General features: G+C 75.7%; 14 protein-coding genes. 9 read left to right on the forward strand and 5 right to left on the reverse strand.

Annotated features, from left to right (window positions below):
* On the reverse strand, positions 1-720 hold a 720-nt coding region (locus ACFWA9_RS31920; protein WP_380391755.1), incomplete at its 3' end, for a LysR substrate-binding domain-containing protein.
* Positions 721-777: 57 nt separating this feature from the next.
* Here ACFWA9_RS31920 and ACFWA9_RS31925 point away from each other — a divergent pair.
* The gene (locus ACFWA9_RS31925; protein ID WP_352290855.1) at positions 778-1,191 is read left to right on the forward strand and encodes a DUF5997 family protein; all 414 of its coding nucleotides are present in this window, start codon (positions 778-780) and stop codon (positions 1,189-1,191) included.
* 175 nt (positions 1,192-1,366) lie between these two features.
* On the opposite strand, the gene ACFWA9_RS31930 is transcribed toward ACFWA9_RS31925, so the two are convergent.
* Together ACFWA9_RS31930 and ACFWA9_RS31935 are read right to left on the reverse strand one after the other, a co-directional pair.
* Positions 1,367-1,834, reverse strand: coding sequence for an SsgA family sporulation/cell division regulator (locus tag ACFWA9_RS31930; protein WP_352290854.1), 468 nt, complete (start codon positions 1,832-1,834; stop codon positions 1,367-1,369).
* A complete protein-coding gene (locus ACFWA9_RS31935) occupies positions 1,831-2,043 on the reverse strand; it encodes a hypothetical protein (RefSeq protein ID WP_359810949.1) in 213 nt (70 codons plus the stop codon). The genes ACFWA9_RS31930 and ACFWA9_RS31935 overlap by 4 nt, the downstream gene beginning before the upstream one ends.
* A 134-nt stretch (positions 2,044-2,177) precedes the next feature.
* Between ACFWA9_RS31935 and ACFWA9_RS31940 the strand changes: the two genes are divergently transcribed.
* The 3 genes from ACFWA9_RS31940 to ACFWA9_RS31950 all read left to right on the forward strand — a co-directional run bounded on the left by ACFWA9_RS31940 (position 2,178) and on the right by ACFWA9_RS31950 (position 6,392).
* Positions 2,178-3,107, forward strand: coding sequence for an Lrp/AsnC family transcriptional regulator (locus ACFWA9_RS31940; RefSeq protein ID WP_380391758.1), 930 nt, complete (start codon positions 2,178-2,180; stop codon positions 3,105-3,107).
* A gap of 130 nt (positions 3,108-3,237) precedes the next feature.
* Complete coding sequence (locus ACFWA9_RS31945; protein ID WP_380391761.1) at positions 3,238-4,752, forward strand: APC family permease; 1,515 nt, start codon at positions 3,238-3,240, stop codon at positions 4,750-4,752.
* On the forward strand, positions 4,749-6,392 hold the full coding sequence (locus tag ACFWA9_RS31950) for an amidohydrolase (protein ID WP_380391764.1): 1,644 nt from the start codon (positions 4,749-4,751) through the stop codon (positions 6,390-6,392). The genes ACFWA9_RS31945 and ACFWA9_RS31950 overlap by 4 nt, the downstream gene beginning before the upstream one ends.
* A 32-nt stretch (positions 6,393-6,424) precedes the next feature.
* Here ACFWA9_RS31950 and lysA read toward each other — a convergent pair whose 3' ends face one another.
* Together lysA and ACFWA9_RS31960 are read right to left on the reverse strand one after the other, a co-directional pair.
* Positions 6,425-7,852: a diaminopimelate decarboxylase gene (gene lysA, locus ACFWA9_RS31955; protein WP_380391766.1), complete on the reverse strand. Its 1,428-nt coding sequence runs from the start codon at positions 7,850-7,852 to the stop codon at positions 6,425-6,427.
* Positions 7,853-7,922: 70 nt separating this feature from the next.
* Positions 7,923-8,162, reverse strand: coding sequence for a hypothetical protein (locus ACFWA9_RS31960; RefSeq protein WP_380391768.1), 240 nt, complete (start codon positions 8,160-8,162; stop codon positions 7,923-7,925).
* A 440-nt stretch (positions 8,163-8,602) separates the two neighbouring features.
* On the opposite strand from ACFWA9_RS31960, the gene ACFWA9_RS31965 reads away from it, so the two are divergent.
* The 5 genes from ACFWA9_RS31965 (at position 8,603) to ACFWA9_RS31985 (ending at position 17,867) form a co-directional block, all read left to right on the forward strand.
* A complete protein-coding gene (locus ACFWA9_RS31965; protein ID WP_380391771.1) occupies positions 8,603-9,379 on the forward strand; it encodes an ABC transporter ATP-binding protein in 777 nt (258 codons plus the stop codon).
* Entirely contained in the window at positions 9,376-12,117 is a 2,742-nt protein-coding gene (locus ACFWA9_RS31970) for an FtsX-like permease family protein (protein WP_380391774.1), read from the forward strand. The genes ACFWA9_RS31965 and ACFWA9_RS31970 overlap by 4 nt, the downstream gene beginning before the upstream one ends.
* Before the next feature lie 141 nt (positions 12,118-12,258).
* Positions 12,259-12,873: a GNAT family N-acetyltransferase gene (locus ACFWA9_RS31975; RefSeq protein WP_380391777.1), complete on the forward strand. Its 615-nt coding sequence runs from the start codon at positions 12,259-12,261 to the stop codon at positions 12,871-12,873.
* 160 nt (positions 12,874-13,033) lie between these two features.
* Positions 13,034-13,792, forward strand: coding sequence for an SOS response-associated peptidase (locus ACFWA9_RS31980; RefSeq protein ID WP_380391780.1), 759 nt, complete (start codon positions 13,034-13,036; stop codon positions 13,790-13,792).
* A gap of 199 nt (positions 13,793-13,991) precedes the next feature.
* Positions 13,992-17,867, forward strand: a complete 3,876-nt coding sequence (locus ACFWA9_RS31985) for an amino acid adenylation domain-containing protein (RefSeq protein ID WP_380391783.1) — start codon at positions 13,992-13,994, stop codon at positions 17,865-17,867.
* Positions 17,868-17,925: the final 58 nt, after the last annotated feature.

Raw genomic sequence — 17,925 nt, forward strand, 5'->3', positions numbered from 1 at the left:
CTTCCCGCCGCCGGAGCGGCCCGCGGCCGCGGGCTTGCCGGAGCCGGCGCGCGGGCGGCCGCCACCGGCGGCGGCCTTCTTCGGCTGCTCGGCCGCGGGGGGCGTCTGGCCCCGGCCGCGCGAGCTGTTGACCGTCCGGCCGCGGACGATCCCGATGAACTCCTCGATCAGGTCGGTGGTCCGGTCCAGCTGCCAGGCCAGGGCGACCTGCGACTGGGGGGCGTCCGACACCGTCCGGAAGGTGAGGTCCCGGCGGTGGTGGAAGCGGGCGAGCGACTGCGGGACGAGGAGGACGCCGACCCCCGCCGCCACCAGTTCGATCGCGTCCGCGGTGGTGGCCGGGCGCTCGATCGCCGGGCGGCCGGGCAGCTCCGCCCAGCCCAGGGTGTCGTCCAGCGGGTGGAAGACCACTTCCTCGGCGAGGTCCGCGAGGGGCACCTCGTCGGCCGCCGCCAGCCAGTGGTCCTTCGGGAACACGACGACCGTGGCCTCGGTGTAGAGCGGGATCGCGCTGAGGCGGTCCCGGTCCACCGGGAGCCGGACCAGCCCCGCGTCGGCGGCGTCGGCCAGCAGCGTCGCCGCGCCCTCCGCCACCGGTACCGCGACCAGGGTGAGCGGGACGTCGGGCAGCCGCTCCTCCCAGACGCGCACCCACTTACCGGGCGTCACGCCCGGAACGTACACCAGTCGGAACGAGGGGTTCGCCTGCATCTCTGTCACGCTGCAAGGCTACCGACCGTGATCGGGGCCGCCACTCACTCGCTTACCCTAGTGACCATGACATCGCTCAAGTCGAAGACGACCCAGACCATGAAGCCGGCCACGGCCGCCAAGAAGCTGGGCATCTACCTCAACGCCGCCCCCGCCGAGTTCCAGGAGGGCGTGGTCTCCCGCGAGGAGCTCAACACGCTGCAGGCCGACCCGCCCGCGTGGCTCCAGGAGCTGCGGCGCAACGGCCCGCACCCCCGCCCGGTCGTCGCGGCCAAGCTCGGCGTCTCCGTCTCGGGCCTGGCCCGCGGCGGCGTCACCGAGGCGCTCACCACCGAGCAGATCGAGGCCCTGAAGACCGAGAACCCCACCTGGCTGGAGCGCGAGCGCACCATCCAGGCCGACGTCCGCAAGGAGGCCGTGCGGATCAAGGAGAAGAACGAGCAGCAGGCCGCCGCGACGCCGCCCGCCAAGACCCGCTGACCCCGCCCGGGGCGGCGGCCTCCTCGCCTTCCGCCGCCCGGTCGCTCCCCGCGCACCGCCCGCGCGCCGACGGCTCCGCGCCGACGGCCCGCCGCGGCCGACCGCTCCCGGCCGCCCCTCCGGTCCACCGCCCCGCCCGCGCGGGCAGCCGGGCACCTTCCGCTTCCGCCCCCGGTCACGGCCCCGGCCTGCCGTGGTCGAGCAGCCGGCGCACGAGCCCGTCCAGGTCGAGGTACTCGTGCTCCCGGCCGGGCGGGACCAGGCGGTCGGTGCGCCCGAGGAAGACCCTGACCTCGGCGGCCCGGGCCCGGAGCACGACACTGCCCTCGTCGCCGCCGAGCGCGACCAGCACGGTGCCGGCGTCCTCGCCGGTGCCCGGGCGGACCGACACGTCGCCGATGCCCGCCTCCCGCGTCGTCCCCGCCGCCAGCAGCTCGCGCGCGAACATCCAGGTGATCGGCTCCGCCCGGTCGACGTGACTGTCCAGGTAGACCGCGTACGGCTCGGCCACGTCGTAGCGCAGGCGGGCCTTCACGCAGACGGTGAGGCCCGGACAGACGACCGCCCGCAGGTCGAGGTCCAGGGCCGTCGCCTCCGCGCCGGAGCGCTGCGGGGGGACGTGCGGCGTCTCCCGGCCGGTCATTCCGGTTCTCCGGCGGGACCGGTGGCACCGAGGGCCGGCGGGGCGAACCGGGGTGGCTGGACCAGCCGGTGCCACTCCTGGTCGACGTGGCCGGGCACCGTCCGCCCGTAGCCGATCCAGAGGGCGACGAGGTGCGTGAAGATCGGTGCCTGCTCATGAGGAATCGTTTCTTCGCCTGCGAGGGCGAAGGCCTGGAGGTCGTTTCTCATGCCTGGACAACGACGGGCCCCACCTGCGGTAACCCTCCGCCCCCCGGCGCGGTCGCGCGGACCCGTCCGGCCCGGCCCCGCCGCGGCCGGATAGATTGCCGGGACCAGCCACCCCGCCGCCCCGGGAGCCCCACGTGCTCGACACCACGGACGCCGCCCTCGTACGGGAGCTCCAGCGCGACGGCCGCGTCAGCTACCAGCGGCTCGCCGAACTGCTGGAGATCTCCCGGGAGGCCGCGCGGGCCCGGGTGCAGCGGCTGCTGACCCGGGGCGAGGTGCGGATCGTCGGCATCGTGCCGCCCGCCGTCGCCGGGATCACCACCGTCGCCCACGCCTCCCTGGACGTGGCCGGCCCGGCCCGGCCGGTGGCCGTGGCGGCCGCCGGCCGGCGGGCGGCCAGCTTCGTCTCCTGCACCGCCGGGCGGCGGAGCGTGATCGCCGAGCTCCGGGTGGCCGACGACGCGGCGCTGGAGCGCGAGTTCGCCGCACTGCGGGCGGTGCCCGGGGTACGCGGCGTCGAGGTGTTCCGCTGCACCGAGCTGGTCCGGGACGCGTACGCGCCGTCCGGCCCGGGCCTCCGGACCGGCGCGCCGCTCGCCCTGGACGGGACCGACCGGCGGCTGCTCGGACTCCTCCAGGCCGACGGGCGGGCCAGCTTCGCGGCGCTGGCGGACCGGATCGGCCTCTCCCAGCCGGCCACCCGGGCCCGGGTGCTGCGCCTGCTGGAGGTCGGCGCGGTGCACGTCACCGGCCTGGTGGAGTCGCGGGCGCTCGGCGTCCGGGAGGCCGCCGGGGTGGGGCTCGGGGTGTTCGGACCGGCCCGGGAGGTGGCGGAGGCCGCCGCCGCGCTGCCCGGCGTCAACTACGTGGCCTCGGGCTACGGCCGCTTCGACCTCGTCTGCGGGCTGGACGCCCCCGACCGCCCGGCCCTGCTGCACGGTCTGGAGGCGCTCCGCGGACTGCCCGGCGTGACGCGCTCGGAGTCCTGGGTGCACCTCGACATCGTCAAGGAGTCCTACACCTACGATCTGCCCATCGGACCGGCATTCGACAGCCCTGAATGATGATCGGCAAATGATTCGCAGATCAGGACTGATTCTCTGGGCGAAATGACAGCAGAGAGCCCTTGACGCTTTCTTTTCACCAGCCTTTCAATGGTCGGACACCTTCCCCGTGAGAGAGTCCGGTCCCCCGATGGCCTCTTCCCCTCCCCCACAGACCGCCGACGGCCCCCGGCCCGCCGGTCCCCCGCAGCCCGCCGGCTCCCCCCGGCCCGCGGTCGAGGCGCTCCCCCGCTCCCTGGGCGTCTTCGGCGGGGTCCTGCTCACCCTGTCCTGCGTCACCCCGGCCTCGTCGCTCTTCATCGTGGTGCCCCCGCTGCTGATGTCGCAGGGCAGCGGCGCCGTGATCAGCCTGCTGATCGCCGCCGTGCTCTCGCTGGGCGTCGGCCTCTGCTACGCCGAACTCGGCACCCTGGTGCCCAGCGCCGGCGGCGAGTACTCGATCGTCGGCCAGGTGCTCGGGCGACTGGCCGGCTGGCTGGTCTTCATGATCTCGATCGTCTCGCTGCTGGTCATCCCGCCGATCATCGCGCTCGGCACCGCCGACTACCTCGGCTCGGTGCTCTCGCTGGACCCGGCGGTCGCCGGCGCCGCCGTGATGGCGCTGGCCGTCGCGGTCGGCGTGCTGGACATCAAGTCCAACGCGCTGATCACCGGCATCTTCCTCGGACTCGAAGTGCTCGCCGCCGGCATCGTCGCGGTGCTCGGCTTCACCCACGTCCACCAGCCGGTCTCCTCACTGGTGCACGCCGTCGTCCCGGACGGGCAGGGCGGCACCGGACCGTTCACCCTCGGACTACTGGTGTCCGGGCTGGCCGTGGCGATGTTCACGTACAACGGCTTCGGCACCGCCGTCTACCTCTCGGAGGACCTGCGCGACCCGCGCCGCACGGTCGCCCGCACGGTGCTCTGGTCGCTGCTGGCCGGGGTCGTGGTGATCACCGTCCCGGTGGTGGCGATCTGCCTCGGGGTCGCGTCGCCCGACCAGTTGGCCGCCGGTGACCTGGTCGCCATCGTCGACTCCTGGGCCGGCAGCACGGTGGGCACCTTCGTCAGCCTCTGCATCGCCGCCGCGATCCTCAACGCCGTCATCGTCATGGTGATCCAGAACGGCCGGGTGCTGTACGCCTCCGCCCGCGACCGCACCTGGCCCGACCCGGTCAACCGGGCACTCGGCACCCTGCATCCGCGCTGGGGCTCGCCGTGGGTCGCCACCCTCGCGATCGGCGCGCCCGGCGCCGTGCTCGCCCTGACCGTCCCGATCGACGCGCTGCTCGGCTTCACCGGGGTCGTGGTCGCCGTCATCTACCTGCTGCTCGGCGTCGCCGCGCTGCTCGCCCGGCGCGGCCGGCACCGGGGCGCGCCCGCCTGGCGGATGCCGCTCTGGCCCGTGGCGCCCGTGCTCACCACCGTGGTGCTCGGCTACGCGCTCACCCAACAGGCCGGCCGGGACCTGCTGATCACCCTCGCCGTGCTCCTCGTCGGGGTCCTCTACTGGTTCCTCTACCTGCGCCCGCGCAGCGCGACCCACTGGGTGCTCAGCCTCCCGGCCGACCAGGCCGAGGCCCCGCTCGGCGCCGCCGCCGGCCTCTCGGTCACCGACCGCACCCCCGCTTCCGCTCCCGCCACCGCTCCGGAGTTCTCGTGAACCGCCCCGCCGACCTGATCGTCCACAACGCCCACGTCCACACCGTGGACGACCGCCGGCCGCGCGCCGAGGCGGTCGCCGTCCGCGACGGCCGGATCGTCCACGTCGGCGACGGCGACGACTGGCGGGCCCTGGCCGGGCCCGGCACCGAGGTCGTCGACGGCCGGCGGCGCCTGCTGGTGCCCGGCTTCGTCGACAGCCACAACCACGTCCGGCTCGGCTCCGACGCCGCCTGCGTCCAACTCGCCGGCGCCACCGACCTGCCCGAGATCGGCCGCCGGATCGGCCGGTGGCTGGAGCGCAACCCCGGCGCCGACTGGATCGAGGCGGAGGCCTTCGACTACACCGCCGTCCCCGGCGGCCGGATGCCCACCGCGGCCGACCTCGACCCCTACACCGGCGACCACCCGGCCCTGGTCCTCAGCTACGACGTGCACACCGCCTGGCTGAACACCGCCGCGCTGCGCCGCCTGGGCATCACCGCCGAGACCCGGGAACTCGCCTTCGGCACCGTCCGGAAGGACCCGGCGACCGGCGAGCCCACCGGGTTCCTCACCGACTTCGCGGTGCGCGGCCTCTCCCGCGACGGGCACCGCGCGCTGCGCGCCGCCGGGGTGCCGTGGGCCGACCCCGAGCGGCAGTACGGGCGGCTCGCCGCCAGCCTCGACATGGCCGCCCGCTACGGCATCACCACCGTCGTCGAACCGCAGAACTCGCTCGACGACCTCGCCCTCTTCGAGCGGGCCATCGCCGAGGGCCGGCTGCGCTCGCGCCTGGTCGCCGCGCTGTTCCACCCGCGCGGCACCACCGCGGCGGAACTCGCCGAGTTCGCGGCGGCCGCCCGCCGCCACACCGGCGACCGCTTCCGGGTCGGCCCGCTGAAGCTGTACATCGACGACGTGGTGGAGCCGCACACCGCCGCGCTGCTGGAGCCCTACGCGGGCCACCACAGCCACCGGGGCGAGACCTTCTACCCCGCCGAGGAGTTCGCCGAGCTCCTGACCTCGCTCGACGCGGCCGGCTTCCAGGCCTTCGTGCACGCGACCGGGGACCGCGGCATCCGCACCGTGCTGGACGCCGTCGAGCACGCCCGCCGGGTCAACGGGCCGCGCGACGCCCGCCACCAGGTGGTCCACGTCGAGTGCCTCGACCCGGCCGACGTCTCCCGCTTCGCCGAGCTGGGCGTGGTCGCCTGCATGCAGCCCCGGCACTGCTCCCCCGACATCGCCGGCCCCGGCAAGGACTGGGCCGAGGCGGTGGGCGAGGGCCGCTGGTCCAAGGCCTGGCCGATGCGCAGCCTCCAGGAGGCCGGGGCGACGCTCGCCTTCTCCAGCGACTGGAACGTCGCCGAGATGGACCCGCTGGTCGGCCTCTACACCGCCGTCACCCGCCGGGGCCTGGCCGGCGGGGAGCCGTGGATGGAGGGTGAGACCGTCTCGCTGGCCACCGCGCTGCGCGGCTACACCCTCGGCAGTGCCTACGCCAACTTCCTGGACGACCGCCTCGGCTCGCTCACCCCCGGCAAGCTCGCCGACCTCGTCCTGCTCTCCGAGGACCTGTTCGCCGTCGACCCGAAGGCGATCCCGGAGGCGCGCGTCGAGCTGAGCGTCGTCGGCGGGGAGGTCGTGCACCGGGCCTAGGGGGTGTTCGCGCCCGTCCCGGGCGGGGCCGGTCAGCGGCCGACCTCGCGGGCCCGGAAGTCCTCGACCGTCTCACGGCGGATCAGCAGGCGGGCCCGGCCGTCCCGGACGGCGGCGACGGCCGGGCGCCCGACCAGGTTGTAGCCGGAGGCCATCGAGAACTGGTAGGCGCCGGCCGCCGGGACGGCCAGCAGGTCCCCCGCCCGCAGGTCGGCCGGCAGGCCGGCGCCCCGCACCAGCACGTCGCCGGCCTCGCAGTGCCGCCCGACCACGTCCACGCGGGCCGCCGGGGCGTCGGAGCGCCGGCCGACCAGCCGCGCGGTGTACGGGGAGCCGTAGAGCGCGGGCCGCGGGTTGTCGCTCATGCCGCCGTCGACGGCGGCGAAGACCCGGCCGTCCGCGCCGTGCTTGACCGACAGCACCCGGTAGAGCGCCACCCCGGCCGGCCCGGCGACGGCCCGGCCGGGCTCGATCACCAGGCGCGGCACCGCGAGCCCGGCCCCGGCGCAGCGCTCGGCGAGCCGGCGCGGCACCCGGGCGGCGAAGTCCGCGAGGTCGAAGGCGTCGTCCCCCGGCAGGTAGCGGATGCCGTGGCCGCCGCCGAGGTCCAGTTCGGGCAGCTCGACGCCGTGCCGCTCGCGCAGCTCCGCCAGGAAGGCCACCACCGTGTCCACGGCGGCGAGGTAGGGCTCGACCCCGGTGATCTGGGAGCCCAGGTGGCAGTGCAGGCCGACCAGGTCGAGGCCGGGCTGGGCCAGCACCCGGGCGATCGCGTCGGCCGCGTCCCCGCCCTCGATCGGGAGGCCGAACTTCTGGCCGCCGACACCCGTGCGCACCGCCTCGTGGTGGCCGGCGGCGATGCCCGGAACCACCCGGACCAGCACCCGCTGCGGGGTGTCCGCGGCCACCAGGGCCGCCAGCCGGGCGATCTCCCCCGGTCCGTCGATGACGATCCGGCCGACCCTCAGCCGCCGGGCGAGCCGGAGCTCCTCCGGCGTCTTGGCGTTGCCGTGCAGCAGGATCCGCTGCGCCGGGAACCCGGCCGCGGCGGCCAGCGAGAGCTCCCCGGAGGAGCAGACGTCCAGGCCGAGGCCCTCCTCGCCGACCCAGTCGGCCATCGCGCCGCACAGGAAGGCCTTGGCCGCGTAGAGCACGTCGGCGTGCGGCAGGGCCTGCCGGTAGGCGCGGGCGCGGGCCCGCACCTCGTCCTCGTCCAGGACGTACAGCGGGGTGCCGAACCGGTCGGCGGCCTCGGCCAGGCCGACCCCGCCGACCAGCAGGTCCCCACCGGGCGCGGCGTGCGCCGAGGCCGGCCACGGGCCGCCGAGCGGTTCGGCGGCCCCCGCCGGTACGGGCGCCGCCGCCTCCGGCGCGGGGACGGGGGCGGGGGCGGGAGCGGGGACGGGGACGGGGGCGGGGACGGGGACGGGAGCGGGGGCGGGGGCGGGAAGGACGGTCATGGCGGCGGCTCCTGCGGGCGGGGGCGGGGCGGGCGGGGCGCCGGCGGTGTCCCGCCCGGCGCGGGCGGCGTCAGTCGAGGTACTGCAGGGCGATCCGGCAGTGCGCCGCCCGGCCGCGCCACTGCCGGCCGGCCGCCCCGGACGGCTCGTCGCCCTCCTCGTCCGCCCCGGCCAGGACGTCGGGCACCGGGGCGGGGCCGCCGCGGCGGCGCGGCGGCACGGCATCGCGTTCGACGACGGCGAGCGGGCGCCGCACGGCGGTGCCCGCGGTGGCGCCGGGGTGGCCGAAGAGGGCCTGGGTGTCGCTCATGGTGGACGTTCCTTCCGACGTACCGGCGGGCCGCCGGGGTGCGGGCCCGCAGCTCCAGTGGAGCCCCGTCCGCCCCGGCCGGGGCCGGCCTTGACGCGGGGCGTACGCACAACAGGCCTTCCTTGACGGCACCTTGACGACCGCCGGCCCGAACGGTGACTGCCCCTCCTGCTCCTGCTGCCTCCTCCTGCCGCCTCGCTCCCCCGTCGGCGCGAGCCGTCCCACCCGGTCCGGCGGGGCGGTCGCGGACGCCCCGCCGGGGGTCGGACCGAGCCCGGACAGAATCGTGACCGTCCAGCGGACAAGATATGTCGGCAACCTGCATATACTTTTGCTCGGCAGGTGCGATATACATACGGGGTATGCAAAGCCGGTCCGGCCGGAGGCGCCCCGCCCCGCCCGCCGAAGGCTTCCTGATGCCCTGTCTCAAAGGGGGACCCATGTTCGAAACCAGTCCGTCCAGGAACGGCGCCGCCCCGGTGCTGCACCTGGACAACGTCACCCGGGTGCACGGCCGCGGCGCGGCCGAGGTGCACGCGCTGCGCGGCGTGGACCTCAAGGTGCAGGCCGGCGAGTTCGTCGCCGTGATGGGCCCATCCGGCTCCGGCAAGTCGACCCTGCTCACCCTCGCCGGCGGCCTGGACACCCCCACCACCGGCCAGGTCCTGGTCGAGGGCGTCGCACTCGGCGGCCTGAGCCGCAAGAAGCTCGCCGCGGCCCGGCGGCGCTCGATCGGCTACGTGTTCCAGGACTACAACCTGATCCCGGCCCTCACCGCCGCCGAGAACATCGCGCTGCCGCGCGAACTCGACGGGATCTCCGGTCGGGTGACGCGCCGTGAGGCACTGGCCGCACTGGAGGAACTCGGCATCCCCGAGCTGGCCGGCCGCTACCCCGACGACATGTCCGGCGGCCAGCAGCAGCGCGTGGCCATCGCCCGCGCCCTGGTCGGCGAGCGCCGCCTCGTCCTCGCCGACGAGCCCACCGGCGCCCTCGACTCCGCCAACGGCGAAGCCGTCCTGGGCGTCCTGCGGGCCCGCTGCGACGCCGGCGCCGCCGCGATGATGGTCACCCACGAACCCCGGCACGCCAGCTGGGCCGACCGGGTCGTCTTCCTCCGCGACGGGCTGATCGTCGACGAGGGCTTCGGCCGCAGCGTCGAGAGCCTGCAGACCATGGCCGCCCGCCACGGGAACCGGATCGAGGCCACCGGATGAAGCTCGGACCACTGAAGGTCGCGCTGCGGATCGCCCGCCGCGACGCCCTGCGCGCCAAGGGCCGCAGCGCCCTCGTCATCGCCATGATCTCGCTGCCCGTGCTCGGCGTGGCCGGCGCCGACATCGTCTACCGCAGCGGCCAGCTCGCCCCGGTGGAGCGGGTCGAACGGCTGGCCGGCGGGGCCGACGCGCTCGTCACCGCCTACGAGCTCGGCAGCACCGTCCAGCAGCGCCCGTTCGCCGAGGACGGCGCGCTCGCGATCGGCGTCCGGGCCGACCAGGGACCGACCCCGGAGCAGACCCGCAGCGCCGGCGCCGACCCGGCCGCGCTGCTGAAGGAGCTGCTGCCCGGCTCGACCCTGCTGCCGGCCGCCGCCGGTCTCAACGCCAGCGCCGGCTCGCCCAACGGCCTGGTCCGGACCGAGACCGCCGAGGCCGACCTCACCGATCCGGTCTGGAAGGGCCGGCTCGACCTGGTCGAGGGCCGCACCCCGAACGCCGCGCACGAGGCGGCCGTCACCCGGGAGTTCCTCGCCGAGTCCGGCCTGCGCCTCGGTCAGACCACCACCCTCAAGGGGCTGGAGAAGACGCCGTTCACCCTGACCGGCGTCGTGGAGCACCCCGACGACCTCGCCAAGGTCGAGTTCGTCGGCCGCCCCGGCGAGGTCCTCGCCCCGCTGGCCGCGGCCGCGCCGGCCGCCGCCAAGCCACCGACCGGGGCGGGCGACCGCTCGACCCCGGGCAAGCCGGCCTGGCTGCTGAAACTGCCCGCCGGGGCGACCCTCGACTGGGAGGGCGTCAAGAAGCTCAACCGGTACGGCTTCACCGCGACCTCCCGCGCGGTGGCGCTCGACCCGCCGTCCGAGTCCCAGATCACCTACCAGCGGCTGGAGTTCGGCTCCAGCAGCCCGCTGCGCTCCGACAAGGCCGTGGTGGTCGGCACCGTCGCGGGCATGGCCCTGCTGGAGGTCGCCCTGCTCGCCGGGCCCGCCTTCGCCGTCGGCGCCCGGAGGTCCCGCCGGCAGCTCGCCCTGATCGGCGCGAGCGGCGGCGACCGCGGCCACATCGCCTCCGTCGTCCTCGGCTCGGGCCTGGTGCTCGGCGCGGTCGGCGCGGTCACCGGTGTGGTGCTCGGGACCGGCCTGGTGGCCCTGACCCGGTCGTGGATCGAGGAGACCGGCGGCAGCCGGTTCGGCCACTTCGGCGTCCAGGCGCCCGACCTGCTCGCCATCGCGGTCGTCGGCGTGGTCACCGCGCTGCTCGCGGCCGCGCTGCCCGCCCTCCAGGCCGCCCGGCAGAGCGTCACCGCCGGCCTCACCGGCCGTGACACCGTCAGGCCGCCGAGCCGCTGGACCACCGCCGCCGGCATCGTGCTCTTCGTCTCCGGCGCGGCCGTCGCGCTGCTCGCCGTGGGAACCAACGACGGCACCGGCCGGGGCATCCCGGTCTTCGCCGGCCTGGACAAGATGACCCTGATGGTGCTCGCGGGTTCGGCCACCGCCGAACTCGGCCTGCTCGCCCTCACCCCGGTACTGATCGCCCTCTGCGGCCGGCTCGCCCGGTTCCTGCCGCTCGGCGGCCGGCTCGCCCTGCGCGACTCGGCCCGCCACCGCGGCCGCACCGCCCCGGCCATCGCGGCCGTGATGGCCGCCGTCGCCGGCTCGGTGGCGATCGGCCTCTACACCGCGAGCAGCGACGTCATGGACGCCGCCTCCTACCGGCCGCACAGCCCGGTCAACTCCGTCTCGCTCGGCGTGCTCACCGACAGCCCGCTGCTCCCCCAGGTGCGCGCGGCCATCGAGCAGGACCTGCCCGAGCTCGGGGAACGCGCCGACCTCGGCACCGCGGTCTACTCGTGGTGCGCGGAGTGCTCCAGCAACGTCACCGTCAAGGGCGGGGTCGGCTTCGGCTCCCGGGCCCTCGTCGTCGGCGACGCGACCGTCCTGCACAACGCCTTCGCCGTCCGCGACCCGGCCGCCGAGCAGGCGCTGGCCGCCGGCAAGGCCGTGGTCTTCGACCGCTCCCTGCTCAGCGGCGACAAGCTCGTGCTCCAGCTGACGGGTGGCTTCACCGCCCCGCCGCAGCCGGGCGCCACCCCGGCGCAGGAGATCCGGGAGATCCCCGTCGACGCCGTCGTGGTCGAGAACCCGACCGCCGCCCGGTACGGGGTCGGCGTCATCGGCACCCGGACGATCACCGGACTGGGCCTCACGACGAAGCCCAGCGGCTCGGTCTGGCTGCCGTCCACCGCGCCGGACCGCAAGGCGACGCAGCGGGCCGCGGCCACCGCCGACCGCATCCTGCCGAGCGCCCTGCTCGACGTGGAGCGCGGGTTCGAGCCGAAGAGCGACGTACCGACCATCGCCCTCACCAGCTTCGCCGCCCTGGTCGTGCTCGGCGCCGCGTGCATCGCCACCGGCCTCGCCGCCGCCGACTCCCGGCGCGACCAGGCGACCCTCGCCGCGGTCGGCGCGCCGCCGGGGATCCGCCGGACCCTGTCCGGCATCCAGTGCGCGCTGATCGCCGTCCTGGGCGCGGCCCTCGGCACGATCAACGGCTTCGTCCCGGCGGTCGCCCTGCTGATGGCCCGTGACGTCGCCAACCAGGCGGGCAGCAGCACGATCGTGGTGCCCTGGGCGAACATCGGGCTCACCACCGTCGCCGTCCCGCTGTTCGCCGGACTGCTGGCCGTCCTGTTCACCCGCGCCGACGCGCCGCTCACCCGCCGGCTCGGCTGAGCCCGCACCGGCCCCCCGGGCGCCGTCCGCCCCGCACCGCGCGGGGGGACGGCGCCCGTCCGCGCGTCCCGTCCCGCCCGGCGCCCCCGGCACCGTCGTACGCTGACGATCACCCTCTCCCGGCCTCCCGAAGGTGGCGTCTTGAACCGACCGACCGCACCCGTGACCGCCCGCACCGCGACCTCCGCCGACATCGACGCGATCGTCGCCACCCTGACCTCCGCGTTCTTCGACGACCCGCTCTGGGGCCCGGCGTTCCCCGACCGCGAGCGACGGGCGGCCCATGCCTCCGCGATGTGGCGCCTGTTCGCCACCTCCGCCCTGCGCTACCCCTGGACCCTGGTGACGCCGAACGTGGAGTCCGCCGCGCTGTGGATCCCGCCCGGCGGCCACGACCTCAGCCCCGACGAGGAGGAGGGCCTGGAGGACTTCCTGGTCGGCATCACCGACCGGGCCACCGCCGACGGCCTGCTCGCGATCCTCGCGGACCTCGAAGCGGCCCACCCGAGAAGCGAACCGCACTTCTTCCTGAGCCTGCTGGCCACCCACGGCGACCACCGCGGCCACGGCCTCGGCATGGGCCTGCTCGCCGAGAACCTGGCCCGGATCGACGCCCTCGGCGCGGCCGCCTACCTGGAGTCCTGCAACCCCGCCAACAACGAGCGCTACGCCCGGGCGGGCTTCACCGAACTCGACCGGATCACCGTCCCGTCCGGCCACACCGTCTCCACCATGTGGCGCCCGGCCCGCCACTGAGCCGCCACCCGGCGCGGGCGGGCGCCCGGGCGCCGCGCCGGGACCGGGCCCGCCGGCACCCGGACGGCCCGGCGCCCGGGCGCCGGCCCCGGGTTGACACCGCCTCCGGCCGGGCCCGCGCCTGTGGCCCCGGGGGCCCGGTGGTGGCAGAGTGGCGCCCATGTGCGGCCGATTCGTCTCCACCACCACGCCCCAGGACCTGCTCGGCCTGCTCGGGGTGACCGGCTGGAACCCGGCCGAGACCCTCGCGCCGAGCTGGAACGTCGCCCCCACGGACCCGGTGTGGACGGTGCTGGAACGGGTCGACCGCGAGAGCGGCGAACTCGCCCGCCGGCTCCGCCCGGTGCGGTGGGGCCTGGTCCCCTCCTGGTCCAAGGACCCGGCCACGGGCGCCAGGCTGATCAACGCCCGGGCCGAGACGGTGCACGAGAAGCCCGCCTTCCGCTCCGCCTTCGCCAAGCGCCGCTGCGTCCTGCCCGCCGACGGCTACTACGAGTGGGGGCGGGTGCCCGCCGCCGAGGGCCGCAAGGCCTACAAGCAGCCCTACTACCTCCACCCCCGCGCCGGCGGCCCGCTGGTGATGGCCGGGCTGTACGAGTTCTGGCGGGACCGCTCGCTGCCCGAGGACGACCCGGCGGCCTGGCTCACCACCGCCACGATCATCACCACCGACGCCACCGACGCGGCCGGCCGCGTCCACGACCGGATGCCGCTCACCATCGGCCCGGCCGACCTGGACGCCTGGCTCGACCCGGAGCACGACGACCCGGTGGAGCTCCGGCGGCTCCTGCACACCCCGGCCGGGGACGAACTCGCGGTCCGGGCGGTCTCCACCACCGTCAACAGCGTCCGCAACAACGGCGCCGCCCTGCTGGACGCGGTACCGGACCCGGTGGGCCACGGCGACGTACCGGGCTGACCGGGCACCCACCGGCGGGCCGCCGGTCCCGGGCCGGGGCGCGACGCCCGGGACATGACCCGGACGCGGCCGGACGGCGGCCGGGCGGAAGAGACGGCCGGTGCCCCAGGCGGCCGGGACACCGGGTGGCGGAGCTTGGATGACACGCCCGCCTCGACGGGCGACGTCATCCGTCCTCGCCACCCGATGGGGAACCCACATGTCCGCACAGTCCGCGCAGCTCACCCTCCACGACACCCGCCGCGCCCGCTGCCTGCCCGACCTGCTCGACCGGCAGGTGGCCGAGCGGCCGGACGCCGTCGCCGTGACCGGCCACGACGCACACCTCAGCTTCCGGGACCTCCGCGCCGCCGCCGCCGGCCTGGGCGTCCACCTGCACCAGCTGGGCGTGGCGGCCGACGACTGCGTCGGCCTCTACGTCGACCCCTCGCCGGAGCTGATGGTGGGCGCCTGGGGCATCCTCTACGCCGGGGCCGCCTATCTGCCGCTCTCCCCGGAGTACCCCGAGGACCGGATCCGCTACATGATCGAGGACAGCCGGACCGGGGTGATCGTCACCCAGGAGCACCTGCGCACCCGGCTGGCCGGGCTCGTCCCGCCGGGCACCCGGATCCTCGTCCCCGCCGGCCCGGACCGGGCGCCCGGGACACCCGGCGCGGCCGGAGCCGACGGCGCGCACCCGTTCCCGCACCAGAGCCGGGGCCCGGCGAGCCCCCGGCCGGAGTCGCTCGCCTACGTCATCTACACCTCGGGCAGCACCGGCCGCCCCAAGGGCGTGATGATCGAGCACCGGAGCATCGTGTCCCAGCTGCGCTGGCTGGTCGCCGGCGGCCACCTCGGGCCGGACGCCGCCGTGCTGCAGAAGACGCCGATGAGCTTCGACGCGGCGCAGTGGGAGATCCTGGCACCGGCCGGCGGCGCGCGGGTCGTGCTCGGCGCCCCCGGCGTCTACCGGGACCCGGAAGCCCTGATCGACACCGTCCGGGAGTACGGCGTGACCACGCTGCAGTGCGTGCCCACCCTGCTCCAGGCGCTGCTGGACACCGAGCGGCTGGGCGACTGCGGCACGCTGCGGCGGCTGTACTCGGGCGGCGAGGCGCTCTCGCGCCGGCTCGCCCGGGCGCTCACCGCCGAGCTGCCGCGGGCCGCGCTGGTCAACCTCTACGGGCCGACCGAGTGCACCATCAACGCGACCGCCCACCTCGTCGACCCCGCCGCCGTGGGCGAGGACGCCGGGTCGGTGCCGATCGGCGTGCCGGTCGACCGCACCCACTGCTTCGTGCTCGACGGGGACCTGGCGCCGGTGGAGCCCGGCGCCACCGGCGAGCTCTACCTGAGCGGTGTCCAGCTCGCCCGCGGCTACCTGAACCGGCCCGACCTGACGGCGGAGCGCTTCGTCGCCTCGCCCCACCTCCCGGGCGAGCGGCTGTACCGCACCGGGGACCTCGCCCACTGGAACCCGGACGGCACGCTCCAGTGCGCCGGCCGGGTGGACAACCAGGTCAAGCTGCGGGGCTACCGGGTCGAGCTGGACGAGATCGCGCTCGCCATCGAGGAGCACACCTGGGTCCGCCGGGCGGCGGCGATCGTCACCGACGACCCCCGGACGGGCCACCGGAACCTGGTGGCCTGCGTCGAACTGAACCCCAAGGAGGCGGCCCTGATGGACCAGGGCAACCACGGCGGCCACCACCAGTCCAAGGCGAGCCGGCTCCAGGTCCGGGCGCAGCTGTCCGACCCCGGGGTGCGGGACGCCGCCGAACTGGCCGGCCGGCCGGTGGTGGCGCTGCCCGGCGGGCGGGAGAGCGAGCGGCAGCGGCGCGAGACCTTCGCCCGCAAGACCTACCGCTTCTACGAGGGCGGCCGGGTCACCCGCGACGACCTGCTGGCGCTGCTCGCACCGCCGGCCGCCCCGGCGGGCCCCGTCACGCCGCGCACCGGCGAGCCGGACCTCGCCGAACTGGGCGTGATCCTGCGGTGGTTCGGCCAGTTCCACAGCGCGGAGCGGCTGCTGCCGAAGTACGCGTACGCCTCCCCGGGCGCGCTGTACGCCACCCAGCTGTACCTGGAGACCGGCGGTGGTGGCGGGCTCGACGCCGGCGTGTACTACTACCACCCGGTCGACCACGCCCTGGTCCGGGTCGGCGAGGGTACCGGGGGCCCGGGCCTCACCGTGCACTTCCTCGGCAAGCGGCGCGCGATCGCGCCCGTCTACCGGAACAACATCCTGGAGGTGCTGGAGTTCGAGGCGGGTCACATGCTGGGCGTGTTCGAGGAGGTGCTGCCCGCCCACGGGCTGGCCGTCCGGCCGGTCGGCCTGCTGCCGTCCGTCCGGGCCGGGCTGGACGTGGCCGAGGAGGACCACTACCTCGGCACCTTCGCGATCGTGCCCGCCGACGGCCGGCCGGCGGCGGACCGCACCGAGTACTACGTCCAGGCCCACCCCGGTGGCGTCGAGGGCCTGGCCGCCGGCCAGTACCGCTGGACGGACGGCGGGTTGGCGCGGATCTCGGACGAGCTGGTGCGGTCGCGGCACGTGATCGCGATCAACCAGCAGGTGTACGAGCGGGCCGGCTTCGGCATCACCGCCGTCGGCCGGGCCGAGGAGCCGTGGCTGGAGTACCTCGGTCTCGGCACGGCCCTGCACCGGCTCCAGCGGGGCGGCCTCGCCCTCGGCCTCGGGTTCATGTCCTCCGGCTACAGCTCGAAGTCCGGGCACCCGCTGCCGTCCGCCCGGCGGATCGACGCGGTACTGGCCTCCTGCGGGATCGCGCCGGGCCCGTCGTACTTCTTCCTCGGCGGGAAGGTGAGCGAGGAGCAGATCCGCAGCGAGGGCATGATCGAGGACGCCGTCCACATGAAGGGTCCGGCCGAGATCGTCCGGGACGAACTGGCCGCCGTCCTGCCCGACTACATGCTCCCCAACCGGGTGCTCGTCCTGGACGAGCTGCCGCTGACCGCCAACGGCAAGGTCGACGCGAAGGCGCTGGCCGCCGCTGAGGCGGTCCGGACGGCGGACGCGGGCGGGCCGAAGGTCGCGCCGTCGACGCCGACCGAGCGCCGGCTCGCGGCGGCCTGGGGCGGGGCGCTGAGGTACCAGGAGGTCTCGGTGCGGGACGACTTCTTCGCCGCCGGCGGCAACTCGCTGATCGCCGTGGCGCTGATCAACCGGCTGAACCGGGAGTTCGGCACCCGGCTGCCGCTGCAGGTCCTCTTCGAGAGCCCGCGGCTGGCCGACCTGGCCGCCCGGATCGACGAGGACACCGGTGAGCCCGGCTCGCGGCTGGTGCCGCTGCACCGCGCGGGCACCGGCGACCCGGTGTTCTGCTGGCCGGGGCTCGGCGGCTACCCGATGAACCTGCGGCTGCTCGGGAGCACCGTGGGCCGCCCGTTCTACGGCATCCAGGCGCACGGCATCAACGCCGGTGAGACGCCGTACCCGACGATCCGGGAGATGGCCGCGGCCGACCTCGCCGAGATCCGCCGGGTGCGGCCGGAGGGCCCCTACACCCTGTGGGGCTACTCCTTCGGCGCCCGGGTCGCCTTCGAGACGGCCTGGCAGCTGGAGCAGGCCGGCGAGCGGGTCGCGGACCTGCTGCTGATCTGCCCCGGCAACCCGGAGCTGCGGCGCGGCGGCGGCGAGCGGCACGGACGCGAGGCCTCGTACCGCGACCCGGCCTACGTGGCGATCCTCTACTCGGTGTTCGCCGGTTCGGTCCGCGGGCCCGACCTGGAGGCCTGCCTGGCCGAGGCGCACGACGAGGACGGCTTCACGGCCTTCGTGCACCGCCTGCTGCCGGAGCTGGGCGAGGAGTTGATCCGCCGGATCGCCCGGATCGTCGGGGAGACCTACGAGTTCGACTACACCTTCGGCGAGCTCGCGCAGCGGCGGCTGGCCGCGCCGGTGACCATCGTCAAGGCCGCCGGTGACGACTACTCCTTCATCGAGGGGAGTTCGGGGTACTCGGCCGCGCCGCCGGTCGTCGTCGAAGTGAGCGGCGACCACTACGGCGTGCTCAGGGAGCGGGGCGTCGGCGAACTCGTCGCCGCGATCCGGGCCCGGCCGGCCGGCTGAGCGGTCGGCCCTCCCGTTCCGGCGGAGCGGGAGGGCCGCCGGCGGACCGGCGCCGCCG

The organism is Kitasatospora sp. NPDC059973 (assembly GCF_042737525.1).
Lineage (GTDB): Bacteria > Actinomycetota > Actinomycetes > Streptomycetales > Streptomycetaceae > Kitasatospora.